The organism is Sphingomonas phyllosphaerae (assembly GCA_036946405.1).
Lineage (GTDB): Bacteria > Pseudomonadota > Alphaproteobacteria > Sphingomonadales > Sphingomonadaceae > Sphingomonas > Sphingomonas phyllosphaerae_D.
This window is the reverse complement of sequence record JAQIJC010000001.1, coordinates 3521141-3541848: the sequence shown is the minus strand read 5'-3', so window position 1 is coordinate 3541848 and position 20708 is coordinate 3521141. Positions and strand designations below refer to the sequence as shown.

At 63.8% G+C, this 20708-nt stretch carries 17 protein-coding genes; 3 read left to right on the top strand and 14 right to left on the bottom strand.

The window, feature by feature from the left end; genetic code table 11:
• Positions 1-7: 7 nt before the first annotated feature.
• From PGN12_16425 to PGN12_16410, 4 genes are all read right to left on the bottom strand, one after another.
• The gene (locus PGN12_16425; GenBank protein MEH3105472.1) at positions 8-1093 is read right to left on the bottom strand and encodes a catalase family protein; all 1086 of its coding nucleotides are present in this window, start codon (positions 1091-1093) and stop codon (positions 8-10) included.
• Between the two features lie 11 nt (positions 1094-1104).
• Positions 1105-3135, bottom strand: a complete 2031-nt coding sequence (locus PGN12_16420; protein ID MEH3105471.1) for an L-dopachrome tautomerase-related protein — start codon at positions 3133-3135, stop codon at positions 1105-1107.
• Between the two features lie 170 nt (positions 3136-3305).
• Entirely contained in the window at positions 3306-4388 is a 1083-nt protein-coding gene (locus PGN12_16415) for a catalase family protein (protein MEH3105470.1), read from the bottom strand.
• 55 nt (positions 4389-4443) lie between these two features.
• Entirely contained in the window at positions 4444-5535 is a 1092-nt protein-coding gene (locus PGN12_16410; GenBank protein MEH3105469.1) for an alpha/beta hydrolase, read from the bottom strand.
• Positions 5536-5664: 129 nt separating this feature from the next.
• Between PGN12_16410 and PGN12_16405 the strand changes: the two genes are divergently transcribed.
• Positions 5665-6411, top strand: a complete 747-nt coding sequence (locus PGN12_16405; GenBank protein ID MEH3105468.1) for a Crp/Fnr family transcriptional regulator — start codon at positions 5665-5667, stop codon at positions 6409-6411.
• Positions 6412-6513: 102 nt separating this feature from the next.
• Positions 6514-7593, top strand: coding sequence for a sodium:calcium antiporter (locus PGN12_16400; protein MEH3105467.1), 1080 nt, complete (start codon positions 6514-6516; stop codon positions 7591-7593).
• Positions 7594-7718: 125 nt separating this feature from the next.
• Here PGN12_16400 and PGN12_16395 read toward each other — a convergent pair whose 3' ends face one another.
• The 7 genes from PGN12_16395 to PGN12_16365 all read right to left on the bottom strand — a co-directional run bounded on the left by PGN12_16395 (position 7719) and on the right by PGN12_16365 (position 15022).
• Positions 7719-8336: a tyrosine-type recombinase/integrase gene (locus PGN12_16395; GenBank protein MEH3105466.1), complete on the bottom strand. Its 618-nt coding sequence runs from the start codon at positions 8334-8336 to the stop codon at positions 7719-7721.
• Positions 8337-8543: 207 nt separating this feature from the next.
• The gene (locus PGN12_16390; GenBank protein MEH3105465.1) at positions 8544-9023 is read right to left on the bottom strand and encodes a hypothetical protein; all 480 of its coding nucleotides are present in this window, start codon (positions 9021-9023) and stop codon (positions 8544-8546) included.
• Positions 9020-9457 (bottom strand): globin family protein, encoded by a 438-nt coding sequence (locus tag PGN12_16385; protein MEH3105464.1) that lies wholly within the window; start codon positions 9455-9457, stop codon positions 9020-9022. Before PGN12_16385 ends, PGN12_16390 begins: the two co-directional genes overlap by 4 nt.
• 260 nt (positions 9458-9717) lie before the next feature.
• Entirely contained in the window at positions 9718-10344 is a 627-nt protein-coding gene (locus tag PGN12_16380) for a methyl-accepting chemotaxis protein (GenBank protein ID MEH3105463.1), read from the bottom strand.
• A gap of 451 nt (positions 10345-10795) precedes the next feature.
• Positions 10796-11173, bottom strand: a complete 378-nt coding sequence (locus PGN12_16375; GenBank protein MEH3105462.1) for a response regulator — start codon at positions 11171-11173, stop codon at positions 10796-10798.
• A 44-nt stretch (positions 11174-11217) separates the two neighbouring features.
• A complete protein-coding gene (locus PGN12_16370; GenBank protein MEH3105461.1) occupies positions 11218-12321 on the bottom strand; it encodes a PAS domain-containing protein in 1104 nt (367 codons plus the stop codon).
• A gap of 286 nt (positions 12322-12607) precedes the next feature.
• Positions 12608-15022, bottom strand: a complete 2415-nt coding sequence (locus PGN12_16365; protein ID MEH3105460.1) for an EAL domain-containing protein — start codon at positions 15020-15022, stop codon at positions 12608-12610.
• 225 nt (positions 15023-15247) lie between these two features.
• Between PGN12_16365 and PGN12_16360 the strand changes: the two genes are divergently transcribed.
• On the top strand, positions 15248-16006 hold the full coding sequence (locus tag PGN12_16360) for an IS5 family transposase (GenBank protein ID MEH3105459.1): 759 nt from the start codon (positions 15248-15250) through the stop codon (positions 16004-16006).
• Positions 16007-16154: 148 nt separating this feature from the next.
• Here the strand turns inward: PGN12_16360 and PGN12_16355 are convergent, their stop codons facing one another.
• From PGN12_16355 to PGN12_16345, 3 genes are read right to left on the bottom strand one after another with little or no spacing between them, the layout of a single operon-like run.
• A complete protein-coding gene (locus PGN12_16355; GenBank protein ID MEH3105458.1) occupies positions 16155-17930 on the bottom strand; it encodes a methyl-accepting chemotaxis protein in 1776 nt (591 codons plus the stop codon).
• Between the two features lies 1 nt (position 17931).
• Positions 17932-19977 carry a TonB-dependent receptor gene (locus tag PGN12_16350; GenBank protein MEH3105457.1) on the bottom strand — a complete coding sequence of 682 codons (2046 nt, stop codon included), beginning with the start codon at positions 19975-19977 and terminating at the stop codon, positions 17932-17934.
• A complete protein-coding gene (locus tag PGN12_16345; GenBank protein ID MEH3105456.1) occupies positions 19977-20483 on the bottom strand; it encodes a YfiR/HmsC family protein in 507 nt (168 codons plus the stop codon). Before PGN12_16345 ends, PGN12_16350 begins: the two co-directional genes overlap by 1 nt.
• Positions 20484-20708 lie beyond the last annotated feature (225 nt).

Sequence of the window (20708 nt, the reverse complement as noted above, 5' to 3'; positions counted from 1 at the left end):
GTTCAGCTCAGGCTGGGATGTCCTGGATGGTGGCGGTGTTTGCGGCGGCAATGCCGTTCTCTCGGTAGCGGAAGTCGCTGAGCGCCTGGTAGACCTGCATGCGCGCGCGCATCACACCGCCCAGCGGGCGATGCACTTCCAGGCTATGGGCCGGGCGGAACGTCATCACCTCGTCGAAATAGCGGACGCGGTCGGGACCGTAGGCGGACTGCCGCGGCAGCCGGATCGTGGCGACGGTGCGGTACGGGCTTTCGCCGGTTGGCCAATCGACGGACGTGTCCTCGATGGGCTGCGTCTCGGCATCGGTCCACAGCTGCGCCCGAAGCTCGAACACTGCATCGTTGCCCGCGAAGTAGTCGACCGCCGCATGGCGGAAGCCATCCTCGTCCTGATGCGGGTCGAGCTGCCAATCGGCGAGCGCCTGTTGTTCGGCTGCGACAGGAAACGCCCCGATCTTGGCGACATGGTCGCCGAAGCGCACCGGGCACTGGCTGAAATATGCCTCGACAAGCGGGTGGCTGAAGGGGTGGCCATAGAAGTCGAGCGTCGGGCTTGGACCGGCGCCGACGGCGTTCAGGACCTTGTTGATGTTGCGAGCGACGGAGGCGGCTGCGCTCTTCACTCCCTCGGGCATGGGAACCGTCAGGCCGATCTTCTTGGCTTGCGAGAGAAAACCCGCAGCGGTCCCCGCCGGAAAGGTCGTGCCGCTGGCCAAGACGAAGTCCTGCGTCGGCGCGTCATGGCCGGGCAGCCTCGCGCCCTCGACGCCGAACACCTTGATCGACATGCCACGGTGGGTCGAGACGCGATCGCCGAGGTTCTCGCCAGGTCCTTGTGCGAAGCGGACGGCGACATCGAACGTGCCGGGTTCCGCGAAGAGGCCCTGTGCGAGTTCGGGCGGCAATCCGGGCGCGACGATGAGCGTGCCGATCACGCACGCCGTGCTCTTGGCATGGCTTGCCCGCACCGCGTGCCCGTCGCGCTTCTCGACCCTCTGGCTTTCCTGGGTCATGCCCTGGATGATGCCGTCGATGCTTTCTTGTTCGTCGGGTTCGCGTGTTTCGATGTCGGGCGAATAGCGCGGGTAGGTCATGGGACGTCCGATCACTTGGCGGGCGCGAAGGAGAACAGCTGCGTCTTGATCGACGGCGGTGCGCCGGGCGTGAACCAGTTGGTGTCCTGGATATGGCTGGCGGTGACGTACATCGTCCCGTCACGTCCTTCGGAGAAGGTATCGGGCCAGCGCAGCCGGCGGTCGGTCAACACCGTCTCTACGGTCGCGCCGTTCAGCCGCTTGATCGCATAGTCGGTCGGCGAGGTCAGGTAGAGCACGCCCGCCTTGCTCATCCACAGGCCGTCCGCAACGTGGGTCTGCGCGACCGTCTTCACCGCCGCCGCCCGGTCGGCCTCGCTGACGTTCGGCCGCAGCTTGGCAGTGTCGATCGAATAGAGCGTCTTGCCGGTCAGTGCCTGATAGTAGAGCGTCCGGCCATCCTTGGAGATCGCGATGCCATCGGCGGCGAAGGCAGGCTGGCGGCCGTCGGGGCGCACCAGCGGCTTGCCGTCGAGCGTGACCTTCACCGTCTTGTCGATCTGCGTCGAGGCGTGCCCGTCGAGCGCGCGGTGGCTCTTCCCGCTCTCCAAATCGACGACGATGATCGCGCCGCGCGTGCCGCTGTCGGTGATGTAGCCGGTCTTGCCGTCGGGCGAGAAGCGGATGTCGTTGAGGTAGGTGCCCTGCAGCGCGACGTCGCCGGGAACCAGGATCGTCTTCGTTACCGTGTTTGATGCCAGATCGATGCGGACGAGCTTGGGCGCGCCTTCGAGGATCTTCTCGTTCCCCGGCGCGCCGGGATCCAGCACCCAGAGATTGCCGTGGCCATCGGGCACGATCGACTGCACGCAGACGAAATAGTCGCCGACCGGCAGTTCGTTGGCGCGGGCGTTGCGCCAGCTGTTCCACCTGGCGTCGGGATAGGGACGCAAGCTGCCGTCCTTCATCACCTCCGCGACGGAGATGGGCGCGTCGTCGGTCCAGCGGGGAAAGTTGACGAAGCGGCGGCCATCCTCGGTCACGGCGACGCCAGTGGCCTGATGATCGAATTGCGCCACCTGCGTCAGCTGTGCGCTGCGTCCCTGCGCGTGGGCGACGCCGGCTGCGGCAGCGGCGACCAGGCCGATGGCGGCGATCCCGGCGGCATAGGGGGCGGCTTTCTTCATGGGCAGGCTCCTGTCGGTGACATCGGTGAGCGCGGCGGGGTCGCCGGCGAAAAGGGTGAGGAGGTGGCGCACCACCGCTTGCGGGTTCTCACGCTGCGGAAAGTGGCCGACCCCGGTCATGGCGATGCGGGCGAACGGCCCGGCGAATTTCGCTCGCACGTCCTTCGCGGTCGAGGGCGGGTTCACGCCGTCGGCCTCGCCGTGGAGGTAGAGCGTCGGCAGCGACAACGTCCTGGTCGCCTTGACCTTGTCTTCCAGCCAGGCGCTTCGTGGATCGGGTTCCGCTTCGCCCCAGCGTGCGCGATAGCTGTGGAGCGTCACGTCGACCCAGTCGGGATTGTCGAACGACCGGGCGACACGGTCGAACGTGGCCTCGTCGAACCATCCCGGCGGGGACCAATTGACCCAATGCAGATGGGTGAACCCGCGCCGGTCCGCGCGCACCGCCTTTGCCCCGCGCGCGGTTGCCATGAACCAGTGATACCATTGCCGCTGGGTCTGCTCGAATGGCGGCGTCGCCATGCCGCCGAGCCGGGGCGGGGTCGACAGCATGGCCATCCGCTCCACCCGCTCCGGCCAACCGACCGCAAGTGCTTCGGCGGTGTTCGACCCCCAATCGTGCCCGGCGACCATGAAGCGGTCGATGCCGAGAGCATCGAGCAGCGCGATCATGTCGATCGCGAGAATCGCGCTGTTGCCGGTCCGCGGAGTATCGTAGTTGTTGAAGCGTGTGGCGCCGAACCCACGCAACGTCGGGACGATGACGCGGAACCCTTCCGCGGCCAGCGCGGGTGCCACCTGATCCCATGTCGAGGCGTCATCCGGCCAGCCGTGGATGAGGAGCAACGGCTGACCCTCCTCCGCGCCGTAAAGCGACACCTCCATGTTCAGGTCGCCAGCGGTAATCATCGGCATTCGTCTGCCTCCCGGCGGTCCAGTCTTTTGCGTGCGATGGTGACTCCTGCCGTCCCATCAGTGCTTTGGGTGCATCGATAGAGCCACGGCCAGAACGGCCAGCGCCCCGTTAATCTCCGCGCTGACCTGCCAACGTTGAGCGTCGAGGGGCCGCCCGCTACCTTTGCCAATTAGGCACGACCGCCAGCAGGCTCGTGGTAGGGGCAGCCGTTCACGCGAGCACGGAAGTCGGCGGAGTGGCGGTAGGTCTCGTTGCGGGCGCGGTTGATGTTCCCGAGAGGCCGGTGTGCGGCAAGCCCGGTCCAGATCGAGAAGCGCATCTCCTCGTTGATCCTCTGGACCTTGTCCTCGCTTAGGCTGTCCTGCCTTGCCACTCGAATGGTCGCTACGGTCTGGAAGGGCGCATCGTCCTGCTTCCACTCGATGGTCGGATCTTCGACTGGTTGCTCCTCGAGGTCGCGACAGAGTTGGACCCGCACCTCCCATTCCATCTCGAGTACCTGGGCCTCCGACCGGATGACGTCCCGCAGCGCATCGGGGCGGGTGCTGGCGTCGATCGTGGTGCCGGTCTGATCGGTCAGGTCCTTCGACACCGGGAAGATGGCAAACTTGGCGATATAGTCGCCATAGCGGAACGGCGTAACGCTGAAGTAGGTCTCGCCAAGCGGATCGGAGTTGGGTCCTCCGCCAAGCGTCTGCACCTTCGGGCTCTCGATCCCGACCGCACTCAGCACGGTGTTCACGCCGCGCAGCACTTTCGACATCGCCTCCTTGGTGCCCTCGAGCTTGTCGGTGGTGCCGGCCAGGAGCTTCAGGTTGCCCAGGAACTGGCCGGCGGTCTTGTTCTGGAAGACCGGGCCGTTGACCATGACGAAGTCCTGCGTCCGTCCGTCGGCACCGGGCAGGCGTTCGCCCTCGACGTCCATGACCTTCAGCGCCAGACCGCGCGGCAGGCTGATGGTGTCCGGCAGGATGTCGCCCGCGTTGGTCGAGAAGCGCATGACGACCTTGTGCTCGCCCGGAGTGGCGAACAGGCCTTGGGCCAGCTCGGGGGGAAGGCCGTCATGGACGGTCAGCACCCCCTCGAGGAAGCCGTGCGCCTTGGCGTGCACCGAACGGACCGCGTGACTGTAATCCTCCGCTGTCGTCTCGAGAATCTTGTCGAACGTCTGTTTGAGCTCTGCGATCGTCTCGGCTTCTTCCGGCTTCACGTCCTCGACGTCGGGCGAGTAGCGGATAGGTGCTTGGGTCATGGTCACAGATCCTATCGAACGGAGGAGGGGGCGGCCGACCGGCCGCCCCGTACGCTCAGCGCCGGGGCGCAGGCGCTGCGAACGCTGCCCGCAGCCGAGCAACCGCGAGGTCATTCGCCTGCTTGGCACCGGTCACGACCTTGGCCATGCCGAAGAACTCATGGGTGACGCCCGGGAAGATCTTCTGCTCGACCTTGTCGCCGGCCGCCCGCATCGCGGCCGCCAACGTCTCGCCATCCGAGCGCAGCGGATCGATCTGCGCGTTGATGATCGTCGTCGGCGGCAGACCACGCAGGTTTGCCGCGACCAGGTTCAGGCGCGGATCCTGCGCATCCGCCTTACTCGTCTGGTAGTAATAGCCGAACCACGGCAGCATCGCGGCATTGAGCGGCTTCGCGTTCGCCGAATCCTTCCGCGACGGCAGCGTCATGCTGCTTTTCGCGATCGGATAGACAGATACGATGTGTCGCGGCATCGTCAGGCCGTTGTCGCGCGCGTAGATCGCGGTCGCGACTGCGAGGTTGCCGCCGGCGCTCTCGCCGACCGTTGCGATCCGTGCGGGATCGCCGCCCCAGCTCGCCGCGTTTTGTAGCGTCCAGCGATAGGCCGCAGCCGCATCATCATGCTGCGCCGGGAACTTGAACTCGGGGGCATGGCGGTATTCGACCGAGACGACGATCGCGTTTAACGCCTTGGCCATCGCCCGCGGAGCCGCGTCGTAGGTCGCCACATCGGCGATGACCCAGCCGCCGCCGTGGTAGTAGACGACGACCGGCATGGGCTTGCCACCGGCGGGTGCACCGACCGGCTTGTAGATGCGCGCGAACTGCTTTGGGTCGCTGCCGTACGGCAGGTCCTGCGTAGTCACCGACGGATCAGGTGCGGTCGACATTCCCTTCTTCTGCATCGCCGCCTTGGCGCCGTCCGCGGCCGAGGGCTGCATGCGGGCTTCCGCAGGCGTGAGCGTCTCGATCGGCTTGCCACCGAGCGACGCGAGCGCGTCCAGGACCGACTGCATGTCGGGTGCGGCCTTGGGGGGCTGCACGGATGTCGCGGGCGGCGGCGGCGGAGGTGGGGCCGTGATCGAGCGTGCCGACTGGGCCAGAGCCGGAACGCCTGCGATCACGGTCGACGCAGCGATCAGCATGGAAATGGTTCTGCGCAAATATCCCTCCTGTAACTATCCGTTTCTCAACCATCGGGCGACCTGCAGCGTTTCGGTACGAAAGTAGACCCAAGCGTTTGGGCAATGAGGTTGGGCAGTATGGACGGCGGCATGGATGATCGGGCTTCAACGGCGGATGGTACGCACAGGCCAAATGCACTGCCATGTGAGGCGAATGCACTGTTGCGTCTTTTGAACGACGCTGATCGCGCTGCCCTTGCTCCCCATTTGGAGCTGGTGCCGTTCCGCAACGGCGACATGATCGCGCGGGCCGGCGACGAGGCGGACAGTATCTGCTTCCCATTGACCGGCATCGCTGCCGTATTGGACTCGCTGGAAGGCGATCGCCGGTACGCCGTCGCGTTGGTCGGAAGTGAGGGCTTCATCGGCTGGCATCTGCTGCTGGGTAACAGTCGATGGCCCCATGATGTGGTCATGAGGGCCGAGCACGGCATGGCGATGAGGCTATCCGCCCAAGCGTTGGATGAGGTCATGGCGGAACACCCGGAGATCAGGACTGTCCTGCTCCGCTTCGTCGACGTAGTCATGACGCAGATGGCCAGGACGATCGTCTCGTCGCTCGCACATTCGATCGAGCGCCGGATGGCCCGCTGGATCCTGCTCTATCATGACCGCGTATGCGATGACGACATCTGCATGACGCACGAGGAGTTCAGGCTCATGCTCGGCGTCCGTCGCAGCAGCGTCACCGATGCGCTTCATAAACTCGAGGAGGACGAGGCCATCCGCTCGGTGCGCGGGCGCGTCATCGTCCGCGACAGGGAGCGGCTGCTGCGCCTGGCTGGTGACACCTATGGTTTTGCCGAGGCAGAATACCGACGCCTGCTCGGCAACTGACGATCGCCGTTTCAATCGGGCGCAGGCGATGGCGTGGAACGCCTGACCAGCTGGTTCGCTGAGATCGGCCATCCGTCATTTCCCAGACATTGAAAGTTCCCCATGTTCGATGGACTTAGCCTGCCGGTCCTGCTCGCGATCTTTGCCGCGTGCGCGGGGGTGATCTGGATCGCGGGGGTGAAGCTCGCGGACACGACCGACATCCTGTCCTCGAGGCTGGATCTGGGCAAGGCGCTTGGCGGCATCATCGTGCTCGCGGTAGCCACCAACCTGCCCGAGCTCGCGATCACCGTCAGCGCGGCCATGGCGGGCAATCTGGGTGTGGCGGTCGGCAACATCCTCGGCGGCATCGCCATTCAGACGGTTGTGCTGGTGGCAATGGACATCGCCATGAAGGAGAAAGTGCCTCTGACCTACCGCGCTGCCAGCCTCACACTGGTCGTGGAGGCAATGCTGGTCGTGGCGGTCTTGATCGTGTCGATCATGGCGACCCAGTTGCCCGGCACGCTGATTGCGGCGCGCCTGACCCCTGGCGCGGTCCTGATCGCGGTCTTGTGGGTGATCGGCGTGTGGCTCTCCAGCCAAGCCAGCAAGGGGCTGCCGTGGCATGATACGAGCGGCACGGCGCCTGATGGTCAGGAAGAGCCCAAGGGGCATTCGCAGGCAAAGAAGGACGACGCGTCAGGGCGGCAGGGCGAGAGTACGATCCGTGTAGCTCTGGTGTTCGGTGCGGCGGCACTGGCGACGCTGGCAGCCGGTGTGCTGCTCGAGCGGAGCGGCGATGCTATCGCCCATCACGTCGGTCTCAGCGGCGTCCTGTTTGGTGCGACGATCCTTGCGGCCGCCACCTCACTGCCCGAGCTTTCGACCGGCATCACCTCGGTACGGATGAAGGACTATCAGCTCGCCGTCAGCGACATCTTTGGCGGAAACGCGTTCCTTCCTGTCCTCTTCCTCCTTGCAGTGATCATCTCCGGCAAGGCGGTGCTGCCGGATGCGAAAGCGAGCGACATATATCTGGCGGGTCTCGGCGTGCTTCTGACCTGCGTCTATGCCGCTGGCCTGATTTTCCGGCCCCAGCGGCAGATCTGGCGGATGGGAGTCGACTCCTTTGCCGTTCTCACCCTCTATGCTCTTGGAGTCGGCGGCCTATTCGCAATTTCGACCGCCCACGGCGGCTAGGCCAATCTTTCACTCTCGCCCTTTTGGACGAACGCGCAGCGTTGAAGCCTGCCGTGTTAGAGATGAACAAGTGTCCGAAGATGGGAAGCTAGGGAAGGGGCCCGAGCGTCAGATTCTGGGTCTGCTCAGACCTCAGTGCGTTCGGCCAGTTCCAAAGCGTCCTCAACGTCGACGCCCAAGTAGCGCACTGTGCTGTCGATCTTGGCATGGCCGAGGAGGATCTGAACGGCGCGGAGGTTGCCGGTCGCCTTGTAGATGATCGACGCTTTCGTGCGCCGAAGCGAGTGCGTCCCGTAATCTTGAGCCGGAAGGCCGATGCCGACGACCCACTCGTGCACGAGGCGGGCATATTGCCGCGTGCTCATATGGGCCATGTAGTCGTTTCGGCTTGGAAAGACGAAGTCGTTCAAGGTTCCGCCGCGACGCTCCAGCCATGCCCGCATCGTCTTTCGTGCAGTGTCCATCAGTTCGAACTGGACCGGCCGTCTGGTCTTCTGCTGAACCACGACAGCGCGGGCTCGGACGCGCCCGCCAGAAACTACATCTCCGATCCGCACCCTGACCACATCACAACCGCGCAGCTTGCTGTCGATCGCAAAGTCGAACAGCGCTCGGTCGCGCAGTCGTTTATGCTGGTCGAGCCAGAAGCGAATGGCCCATACCTGTTGCTGTTTCAGCGCGCGCTTCGCACCAATTAGCCGGCCTTCGTTCCAAGGTCGAAGTTCGCGAAAGGCGGGATCCATCGACGAGTGACCCATTGATCATCTCCACCGAACCAGACTGCCAAACGAGCATACGAAGGCACGGTAAATCGGCGGTTTCGAGATGCGGTTAATTGATCGGCGGTAACCCTGAACGAGTGGCCGATTCCGGTTCCCGCCTCGCAATCGTTAGACGACCGAACGTGGGTCTTTGCCGCCGTCGCGAGACGTGGCCGTGCGGAAAAGCTGCTACCTTCGATAGAACTCCGCCACCATCAGCAACTGCTGGATCGCCCGCAGCTCTGCATCCAGGTGGAGCGACAGCTTGTCTACGGTCGCGAGCATGTCAGCCTTGTACCATCGCCACTCCGATGGGGGCACGCGCAACCACCGCGTTTGGTATGCAACGAACTCTTGCCCCAATTCCATGCAGTCGATCTTCATGCCTCTGGCGACGATCTTGCTCGAAGTAGGGGCGTGAGCGACGATTGGATCGAAGATGCTGCCATGCTTCAGGCGTTGGTAGCGCTGGAAATGCAGGCCGAGCGCGGTTCGCCGATCCGTAAGCAAGGCGCATGCATCGACGCGGTCTTGTGTCACCAAAGTCCGGGCGCGCCGCATCATCAGGCTTGCCCGCAGGACGTAACCCTCGGCCTGAGTGCGCAACGCTGTCCGTTGATCGGTCGACCCGAAGAGGCTCGGTACCTCCGACAGGCTGCTGTCGATCACGCTGCCACGTCCTGCTTGACTGACGCCGTTTCGTTTGCGGCCGAGATCATGACACTCGAGAGGATGGCATAGGCGCTGGCCCATGCGGCCTCAGTCTCGGGGTCAAAGCGCGCACCCAGCGCCCCGCGCAGCGTCTCGATGAGCGCCACGCCGACGATCGAGTAATGCCGCTCCTCGACACCATAACCGACATGCCTGATGGCCAGCGCCCGGGCGACCGGCACCACCTTGTCGAATTGATCGAGCGCATCGACGACGGCTGCGAGCGTGAGAAACAGCTTGCGACCTTGATCGTCGATATCGCCGTGGAACAGCGCGCGCGTTTCCGGCGCCAGCGTGAACAGCCGATCATAGAAAGTGTGTGCTGCGCCGGCGGCCGCTGGCAGCACGTGGGCGAAGCTTTCCTGAACCAACTCAATCTGATCGCCGGTCATCATGAGCCGAAGGTACAGCGCAAAAGAGACCGGTGCGTTAACGGGGCGCGGTGATCGAGCCGGTCGGATCTCGGCTAAAAGAACGAGGGTTAAGGATATCCGGGATGCATGGGGCACGGTCTCAAATCCGTCAGAACGATGACCAGTCCTCCTGCGCGGTCGGCCGCAACGCGGTGACCCGCGGTGCCGAGCGCACCACTTCGAGCGTGGAACGCTGTCCACCGACATCGTGACGCTGCTGGGCCGGCCGATGGTCGCTCTTACCGGCAAGCGTGAAGCGCGCGACCTCCGTTGCCAGATCCTGCGCTTCCGACGCCAGGGTGCGGGTCGCCGCGGTCGCCGTCCGCAACCACCGACACATTGTTCAGCGTCGAGGCCATTGCCGTCATCGCGGCGTTGAAGTCGTGGCGGACCGTCTCGAATTGCGCAGCAAGCGGCGCGTCGATCTGTAGCGTCAGGTCGCCCGCCGCCATCCGTCCGAGCCCGGAGCCCAAAGCCTCGACCATCGCCTGCGAGTCCGCGGTGGCGCGTTGGATCGTCTCGGCATTGTCGCGGAAGACCCGCATCGCCCGGCTCATACGCCCGACACAGTCGCGGTGATCGGAGAACAGGATGTCGGCGTCGAGATCGCCCGCCGCGAGCGCTTCCATCCGCACCACGGTTGTGACGTAGGGATCGCTGATCAGCTTGCCGCTGTACCAGGTCAGCAGAACCGGCAACGACGCCAGCGCCGAGCCGCCCAGCATGATGCTCCACACCTCGGTCGCCGGCGACATCGCCGCCATGTAGATCAGGCTCAGGCTCAGCGCCGCGACGAGGATCTGAAAGGCGACGACTACACGAAATTTGACACGGATCGGGGCGTTGTTTCGGAACCAGGCAATCATCTTCGTACTCCTACCGGCCGGCAGAACTAGCGAAGCTCAATAAATTTCCATTGGCGAAATAGTGATTTGCCACGATCTGTGTAATCGAAAATGCATGGTTAAGGTTCGAAAGAGTTTGTCGGCTCTATTTAACCATATCTTGTCGCTTTACCGCTTCGAAAGCTAGAGAAGGCAGCCGCGACTGACGATATAACATTCATAGTAAAGACGTGTTCACCATTCCAATAGGCTTGCGAAACGCCCCGATTGCTAAAGCGCGATTAAAGAGCTCCAATATCTCGGGGGTTATAAGGAAAGGCAGTGTTTCGCGTTCTGCTCGTGATCATCTCAAACGAGCAGGAACACCGTCAGCGGGCATGGTGCTGGTGTAAGTTCGTCCGGCCATGTTTCGCGTCGAGTGAGAGGCGGGGCAGTTCGCGCCCCCTCCCACGAAGATTCTATGACGCGTCGGTCAAAGCCCCGGCGCTCCTGCCTCGGCAATCGGGCGCTCCATCAATCGTCGCATCGCATCGACAATTTCAAAGCGGTCGATTGGCTTGGGATAGAATTCCGCACGCTCCGGGAGCGACACGCTTTCGCGCGTGAAGTAGGCGGCGGTCAGGATGATCTCGATCGGTGGCCAGCGCTTCCTGATCGCCGCAGCAATCTCGATCCCTTTGCGACTGCGCGGCATGTCGAGGTCCATGTAGACCAGACGGATATCCAGCCGCTCTTCCAGAAGAGTGATCGCGTCGGCGCTGCTCATCGCTTCCACCGCTTCGAAGCCGGCATCCTCGACCATGCTGATCGCGTCGATTCGCAAGATCGGCTCGTCCTCGACGATCAGCACCGGCCATCGTGTCAGAGGTTCAGACTGTCCCATGCCTGTACGCGTTACGCCTCTTGCACCTGATACAGCGGTGCAGTCGCCTCTACGGTCAAACCTTCCGGTCCATAGGAAAGCGTAACGCCCCCGGAGCCAGTTAGTCCCATGCGGATCAGGCGCGAGCCAAACCCTTTGCGCGTCGGCTCCATCGCTGGCGGTCCGCCGCGCTCCGACCAGTTCAGACACAGCATGTCCTGCTCTTGATCACCGGTGACGGTCCACGATACCGCCACTTTGCCATTAGGCGCCGTGAGCGCGCCGTATTTGGCGGCGTTGGTGGCCAGTTCATGCAGCATCAGCGACAACGACAAGGTGGCCCTCGGACCGATAATCACCTCGGGGCCGGACAGCAGGAAACGATCTTCGCCGAAGGTTGCCAAGGCTACCTTTGCGACGTCGCCCAAACCTGCGCTCGACCATTGATCCCGCGTCAGCACGTCGTGCGCTGCGGCAAGAGCAGTCAACCGCTTCCCGAACGAGCGAACGGCCTCTTGATCCTCAACCTTGTTCAACGTCTGTTGCGCGAGCGCTTGCACCACGCTCAGCGTGTTCTTGATGCGGTGGGCCAATTCCTCGTTGAGGAGAAGCTGCTGCGCGTTTGCGGCGTCGCGATCGCGCCTCGCTACGACTTCGGAGGTGGTTTCCGTCACGACGAGGAAGATGCCTGCGACCCGGCCGTCCTCATCCCAGATCGGACTATGTGAATGCGTGAAGAACGCTTCTCTCGGCACGCCGTCGCGATCCGGCGTGTAACGTCCGTTCTCGACAAACACCGTCTTTCCGGCGCGCACCTGATCGAAGACCGGCGTCAGCTGGTCCCACATCTCCGACCACCAATCGCGCGCCGGTTGTCCCATATGCCGTGGATGCTTGCGGCCGAGACTCGGCGCATAGGCGTCATTGTAAAAGGTGAAGAGCTCCGGACCCCAATGCACCATCATCGGAAACCCGGAGGCGAGCACGATCTGGACCGCCGTTTTAAGCGTTGCCGGCCAGGCAATCGGATCGCCTAGCGGGTGATTGGTCCAGTCGATCGCCCGCAAGGTGTCCGCACAATCGCCGCCGATTTCCGTGAACGGGTTATGTGGGTCGTTGAGGACGAAATCAGTCACAAACCGGCCATATTGCCTTCTCTGCTGCTATGCAGCTGTTTTTTCATTTTTGCGTTGAGAACCCCCTCGTTGTTGGCGGTCTGAACGTCTGACCAGACTACGGCCTTCGGGCGGAGGCGCCATAGGGTACTAAGCGGGTAGAAGCGCATTCTTCGATTAGCCAACGCCCTCAGCGCAGCATAAACAGAGGCGGAGGGTTGCTCTGCCTCAACGGCAAATTTCGGTGGGATGCGGACCCAGCTCGCGGCGTCCCAAGTGCACCGAAGCTTGCTCGCCATGAGTGGGCTCAGGCCCGCATGGGACATATCGATCGATCAACAAGGATGTCCGATCGAGATGGCTGCGTGAGATCAAGAACGTCATGGAAAGCGCTTGCGGTGAGCGGTCGACTGACGTGGTACCCTTGGATCGTATCGCAACCTTCCGCGACTGAGAAGGCGAGTTGCTCGCTCGTCTCGACACCTTCAACAGTCGTTTTGATGCCGAGGCATGCGCTCATCGTGATGATCGCCCGGATGATTGCCGCGCTTTCCGGATCGTCGGGGATCTGACGCACGAAAGACTGATCGATCTTGATCTTGTCGAACGGGAATTTGCGCAGATAGCTCAGCGACGAGTAGCCGGTGCCGAAATCGTCCATGGAAATCCGCACGCCGGCCGTTCGGAGTTCGGCCAATGTCTCAAGCGTACCCGCCTCGTCGTTGAGCAACACGCCTTCCGTGATCTCCAACTCCAGACGGCTTGGTTCCAATCCGGATTCACGGAGCGCCGACAAGACAACCTTGCTGAGCGCAGGGTCACGGAATTGCGCAGGCGAAAGGTTCACCGCCACGCCGATGTTTGCGGGCCAACTTACCGCTTCGGCGCACGCTGTTCGCAACACCCAGTCGCCAAGCGGGAGGATCAGTCCGGTTTCCTCTGCCAGTCCGATGAAGTCCACCGGAGGGACGAGCCCCCGGTCGGGATGGTTCCAGCGCACCAGCGCCTCCGCGGACGTAATCGCGCCGGTTTGAGCGTCGACCAGCGGCTGGTAGTGCAATTGCAGCTCTCCGTGGCTGATCGCGTGCCGCAGGCCGATCTCGAGGCGACGCCGCTTCTGTGTCTCCTCATCGAAGTGCGGGTCGTAGCGCCGCCAGATCGCGCGACCGTCCGACTTCGCGGCATAAAGTGCCAGATCGGCGTTCCGCAGCAGTTCGGCCGGGTCGTTGCCGTCCTGCGGCGCCCAGGCGAAGCCGACGCTCGCACCAAGGTGCAGCGCCTGTCCCTGATAGATGAAGGGCCGACCGCCGATCGTTTGCACGATGCGCTCCGCCAGGATGGCAACGGAGTCGAGATGATCTGCGGCAATCTGCAAAACAGCGAATTCGTCACCGCCAAGCCGGGCAAGCACATCGCCGTCTCGCAGCGTCGCCTGGAGCCGCTCCGCCACCATCTGCAGGATGGCGTCACCTGCGGCGTGACCGAGCGTGTCGTTCACTGGCTTGAAGCGATCGAGGTCGAGCATGAGCACCGCGAAGGACTGATCGCGCTCCCGTCGCGAAGCCGTGTGGATTGAGAGCAGATCAAAGAAGCGCCCGCGGTTGGCGACACCGGTCAGCGAATCGCTGAATGCCAAGGTGCGCATGCGTGCCTCGGTCCGCAGCCGCTCACGCTGGTCACGTACGGCAATGACCGTCTGGAGCTTGTGCCCGAGCGCGACCTGCGCGCGCAGGATGCGGACCGGGATCGTGTCGCCACTCGCGCTGACGAGCTGTGCCTCACGCTCTTCCCGCTCGGGCATGCTGGCGAAGTCGACACCAGGGAGCAGTTGGCTGAGGAAGGCACCCGGAAGCGTGCCAGGCGCGTAGCCGGAGAGACGCTCGATGCTCTGATTGGCGGTAGTGACTTCGTCCTCGGTGCAGATCAGCAATCCTTCAAGCGCAACATCCGCGAGCTCGCGTAGGCGGCGCTGATCGAGGCGGAGCCTTGCTTTTGCGGCGAGGTCGAAGCGCCAACCAAATATCGCAAGGGTGAGGAGGGCGATCGACACGCCCGCTACCCACGGCGCGATGGTTGCAGGCGACATGGCGGTCGCCGGGAAACTAACAGTCGCATCGGGGCGAACGGTCATCGCCGCCATGCCGCAGAAGTGCAGAACGGCGATCGAAAGCAGTAGTAGTGGTGGCGCAGCGCGGCGAATGAAGCGGCGTCGGTGCGCCAACGTCATCATGCCCAGCCCGGTCAGCGGCACGCCAACGACGAGTGAGAGCAGCACCAGCACCGGATCCCATGCGATGCTGCCCCGGACGAGGTACGCCGACTGACCGATGTAGTGCAGCGCGGCGATGCCAACGCCGATGACGAGCCCTGCGACAAATTGCTGCAGGCGGCGGCGCGAGCGCATCGACACGAGAATGCCCCCGCCGATACCCACGATAGCACAAGCTAACGATGCGATGGTGACCAGCGGATCGAACGCGGCTTCAATGCCTGGCTGGTAGGCCAGAAGCACGATGAAATGCGTAGCCCATGCCGTACAGCCACCCGATACGATGCTGACGAGAGCCCATCGGAAGCGAAGCGCATCGACTGCTCGCGCCGCATGCCGCGCGATCGCGAATGTCGCGTAGACGCCGACAGCACAGACAGCAGCGGCAAGCGCCACAAGCCGCAGGTTATGACTTTGCGCCGTACAGTGCGCGATGGTATGGAGCAGACCCATAACGGCGCGGTACGCCGCAAAACTTAACGTTTACGGTAGCGCCTCTATGATCATGAGCGTGCTGCAGTGCCTGCTTCGAGTTCTAGCCATCGGCAGCCCGCCCTTTCAAAGGCCAATGCTACTTCAGCAAAAAGTTTGGGTGGGAGCCGGCTCAACACTCTCCTAGGGTCAGGACCCATTGATGTGAGCGTCGCGATCTGATTCAGGCTCCGCAAGGAGACCCGGATGAGCGACCTCTTTTGGCTGACGGACGATCAGATGGAGCGACTGCGGCCGTTCTTTCCCAGGAGCCACGGCAAGCCGCGCGTTGATGATCGACGAGTGTTGAGCGGCATTGTGTTCGTGAACCGCAATGGGCTGCGGTGGCGCGATGCGCCCAGCGCCTACGGGCCGCACAAGACGCTTTACAACCGGTGGAAGCGCTGTTGCGCGGCGGGCGTGTTCACGCGGATGATGGAAGGGCTTGCGGCGGCGGGAGCCGAGCCGAAGACGGTGATGATCGACGCCACCTACTTGAAGGCGCACCGCACGGCCTCGAGCCTGCGGGGTAAAAAGGGCGATCTCGGCCGTTTGATCGGCCGCACCAAGGGCGGCATGAACACCAAGCTCCATGCCGTTACCGACGCGAACGGCCGACCCTTGAGCTTCTTCATGACGGCGGGCCAGGTCAGCGATTATACCGGCGCGGCAGCGCTGCTCGATGATATGCCAAAAGCGCAGTGGCTACTGGGTGATCGCGGCTACGACGCCGATTGGTTCAGGGACGCTCTGCAGGCCAAAGGCATCCAGCCCTGCATCCCGGGCCGGCGATCCCGCAACGAGCCGGTCAGATACGACAAGCGGCGCTATCGGCGACGTAGCCGCATCGAGATCATGTTCGGATGCCTCAAAGACTGGCGCCGCGTCGCGACCCGCTACGACCGCTGCCCAACTGCATTCTTCTCCGCCATCGCGCTCGCTGCCACTGTCATCTTCTGGCTGTGATCAACGAGTCCTGACCCTAGGCTGTTCGGCACCAAAAGCGCTGACGGCTATCTGTCGTAATGAAGATGAACGAACGTCGGGTATGGGGAAGCTCTGCGAACCGACTGAGCGTCCGCATGTGGGTCATCTTCGTACGAGCGCTCTTCGATCAACCACCTCGTAATTCTCGCGTGAACGATTGTGCATCCTTGGCAAGCAGGCTCAGCGCGCTACCGAGCAACTGGCTGTTCTCCCGGAAGCGATGGACGGAGGCGACGTTTTCCTCCGCCGCGGACGAGATCTGCTTGCTCGCCTCTGCCAGACGGCGGCTGCGCTCGCGCACGCTTTCCAGCAATGCGTCCAGGTGACGGACCGAGGAGGTTTGACCGCGCGTCATCCCGACGACGTTCTGCGCGACCGTATCGAGGTCCGCGATCAGGCTATTGAGGCTGTCGGTGCCATCAACCACCGCCACGATTTGTTCCTGAACCGCGTCGATCTTGGCACGTGCGTCATTGGTGGACATGCTCGTACGGCTGGAAAGCGACTTGATCTCGGTCGCGACCACCGCGAAGCCCGTGCCGGCTGGCCCCGCGCGTGCAGCCTCGATCGTGGCGTTCAGCGCGAGCAGGTTCGTCTGCTGTGCGATCGCCTCAATCACGTCGACGATCTGCTCGATCGATTCCGCCTGCGCCTGGGTCCGCGCGACCGCGCTCTGCGCATTTACCGCATGTTCGTTGATCGAGCGGGCTGCCCGGCTTGTTCCCGCCACTTCTGTATCGATGCTGGTGAACGCGCACGCCATCCGCTGCGTCGCTTCGTTCGCCTCTCGCATCTCCTTGGTTAGCTGATGCGCGATCACGTCAAGATCCTGCGCGAGCTGTTGCTCCGCGCCGGCCGACGACAACAGGCTCTCGGCATGATGATCGAGATGCACCATCGCGCGCTGCGCCTCGCGGATCGCGCCTGCCACCCGGTCCTCGAAGGAACTGGCGAGCTGCGCCATGATCGCGCGGCGTTGCTGCTCCGCCTGTTCCTCGGTGTGGCGGATCGCCGCCGCGTTGCGCTGCTCACGCTCCTGTGCCTCGTCGCGCAACGCCGCCGCTTGTCGCTCGAGCTGTCGACCCGTTTCGCGCTGCGTCTGGAAAGTCTGCAACGCCGTGACCATCAGGCCGAACTCGTCGCGTCGATGATAAGATGACAGGTCCAGATGGTCCTCACCGTTCATGACCGCTCGGGTCGCACCCGCAATCTCGGTGATCGACTGCACCGTCGACCGGCTTATGACATAGGCGAAGCTCAGTCCGAGCAGGATCGCCACAGCCGACATGATCAGGATCAGCAAAATCGTGATGCGCGTGGTGAACACCGCTTCGGCGGCGCTGGCGTCGGCGTGGGCAACCCCTGCCGCGGACACCTGCCTGATCCGTCGCTCGACCAGCGCAGCATGGGCGCGAAAGGGTGCGATCATGGCGGCGGTGCTCCCGAAATCGAGCTCAAGCATCGACGTGATGACCCCTACGGTTTCGCGGTAGCGATCCAGCACGGCAACGGCGCGCGCGATCGTGTCGCGATCGGTCGGGTGCCCGGCGCGATAGCTGAGCAGATCGGCGCGCACCTGCAACAGGCCGTCCTGAATCTCCGCGGTATCGCGGGAAACGTCGAAGGTTGGATTGGCGGCCTTCGCGACGAGCAGACGGTAGACGCTTGAGTCGTTCGCGCCGAAGCGGCGCTCAATCGCATTCAGCTGCCCGACGTCGTGCATGTCGCCGTGGACGATCCCGCTGACGCTGCGATCAGCGACCAGCAACGCGGCTGCACTAAGCGCCGCAACCGCGACGAACAGTCCCAGCATCAGCAGCGGCGTCGCCGCCACCTTGGTGGCCAGCGAGCGATCAGCGAGCCGGATGCGGCGTTCGATCCAGTCTGCCAGCGTTGAGATCATGTCAGATGCTCAGCCGCAGGCCGGCGCGAATGCGGCGATCTGCCGGGATCGGCGAGCCGGCGACCCCGCCTGCGAGCGTGAGGTTTTCGGCTGCCACATAGGCGGCAACGTGCGGAGAGAAGCGGTAGCCCAGCCGCGCATCAATCCCCAGCGCATCGCGGACGCGGAACAGCGCGAGCTGCTGCCCGGTCGTGAAGGCGAACTGGCGGGTCGGGGAGGTGTAGCGGGCCAGCATGCTCGTGTACCAGCGCGCGCCGGCATCATAGCCAAGCTCGAAATTGGCTTTGTGCTGCGGTGTCGTAAATCGCGGTGAGAAGGCTAGCGCGATCGGTGCCACCAGGCTGCCGACCTGTTCGTCGGTGTGGGTCCACGTATAGTTGCTGCGCCACATTACGGCGCCGCGCGTGCCGGAGGCGGATAGCTCGACGCCATAGGTGTCGTAGTCACCGGCCACCTGGAAGCGGGCGACCGCCACCGGAGCCGGCACGAAGTGAAACTCGAGGAGGTCCTGCAATCCGTCGCCCGGCGATGCGATCGCCTTGTCGGTATGCGTGTAAAAGCCGGTCATCTCCAGGCGCGCACTGCCCAGCGCATGCTCGTAGCCGATCTCGCCGCTCCATGTGCCGACCGGGTCGAGCGCGGGCGCGCCCGCCACGAAGACCGGGAACGGCAGGGGGGTGGCGGTCACCAGCGGGATACGAACCCCGAACGTGGTCAGCGACGGTAGTTGGTATCCGCGCCCGCCATTGACGCGCAGCCGCCCGCTCGTGCCCACCTGCACCAGCAGCGCTGCGTTGAGGCTGACGCGGCTGAACGCACGGTCGAAGTCGTGCGGATCGTTGAAGGCCGGCTCCGCCACCGCGCCGCTCACCTTCAGCCACAGCCGGTCGAGTCGCGCTGCGGTGGTGAGCGCGACACGGTCACCGAAATGCATGTCAAGCATTCCGTCGATCGACGCCACGTCATAACTGACCTTGTCGGCGAACTGCGCCTCGCCGGTGATCCGGTTGTTGCGATATTCGCTTCCCAGCCGGAAGACGTTGTTCTCGCCAAAGCGATAAAGTCCGGCCGCCTTGAGCGAAACGATGCGGTTGCCGATATCGAGCGTGGCTTTCGGCTGGTCCTTGACCGCGTCGACCCCGTAAGTGGCATCGAGCCAGTTGACGAAGCCGTTGAAGGTCAGGCCGCCCCAGCCGGTATCGCGCGACACGGTCGCATGCAGGTTGCCGCTGCGATAGTTCTGGTTGGAGAGAATCTGGCTGGGCAGATACTCCATCTGCTCGTTTGTGGCGTAACCGCCGCCGATCGCTGCCGTCAGCGGGCCGACCCGCGCGTACAATTCGCTGGCCACGTGCGAAGCGGCCACGTCCCGGATGCGCCCGGGGGGCAGCAGCGTGTCGGGAACGCGCCGCTCGTCCTCGCGCATGTGCTGTCCGGACAGCTTGACGCCGGCGCCGGCCGCGATCGGTACCATCAGCGATCCGGCCAGTCGCGACCGGTCGTGATCGCCGATCGCGGCCACCGCCGTCACAGCCAGCGTCTCGTGCGGCTTCTTGGTGATTATGTTGACCACGCCGCTCGCGGCGTTGAACCCGAAGAGCGCGCTGGCGGGCCCGCGCACCAGCTCGATCTGCTGGATATCCTCGATCGGTACGCCAAGCAGGTTCCAGTCCGTCATGCCGTAATGGTCGAGATACACTTGGCGCCCGTCGACCAGCACCAGCAATCGCGCATTGTAGCTCTGCACGCCGCCGCGAACCGCGATGTCGCTTTGCCCCGCGGTCCAGCGGTTTACATCGATGCCGGCATATCCCTTGAGCAACCCTGGCACGTCATGCGCCGGCGAGCGAGCGATCTGCTCCGCGGTGATGATGACCGTGGAGGCCGGCACTTCAGAGGCACGTTGCGGTCGGCCGGTGACGCTGGTGGTCACCGGCTCGCCCATCGCTCCCGCGAGGGCCGAATAATCGACGGTCTGGGCAGCTGCGGGAAGAGCGGCCGGAGTGAACACGGCCAAGCCCAGCACCATGCGCAACAGGCGCATCATCAAATCTCCTTGACCAGCATCAGGAATGCCGATCCGAACTTGGCATCGACGGCGCGCGCGGCGGCGCGATTGACGGTGATCTGCACCCGCGGGCTCGTCGCGATTGCGACGACGCACCGGCCAGAGGTCACGCAGGACTGGTCGGAGGTAATCGTCACCGTATGCGCGCGCGTCGCCGCCTGCGCGATCTCATCCTGCTCCGCGCGCAAGCCGACGGTCACGAAGGCGACCTGCGCGCCGGGCAGTCCGGCGAGTGCGTTCGCCGTGATGCGCCTGGTACGGAGCCGTCCCTTGCTGGCGCTAATCGCCCGCTCGATCGCGGCCGCTTCTGCGACCGAATCGTCGTTGCCGGGCGCGAAGATGATCGCAGCCTGGATCGGTCCCGAGGGTGGCAGCTGGAGGAACGAGATGACCCGGGTCGCGACGGGCACGTTGAGCTCCGCCGCCGTCGGAGCAGCAAGACTCACAATCCAGATACTGGCGATGATGATGAAAGAGGCGCGCACCTGTAAATTCCCGTCGTTGCGCTCACGGCCTACGGAGGGCGCCTCACCATTTGGTTAACAAGAGAATTTTGTTGACCGCGGCGCTTGCAAGCTCGGGAGGCGCAAACCGACCGGTTCGGCAGCGGGAAGGCTCGGACTGCCGGCCGCTCTCAACATGCGAAAAACGCCGTTTCAAGCGCCCGCGCGAGCCCGGTCACCGAAGAACGCTACGAGAGACCAGCGATT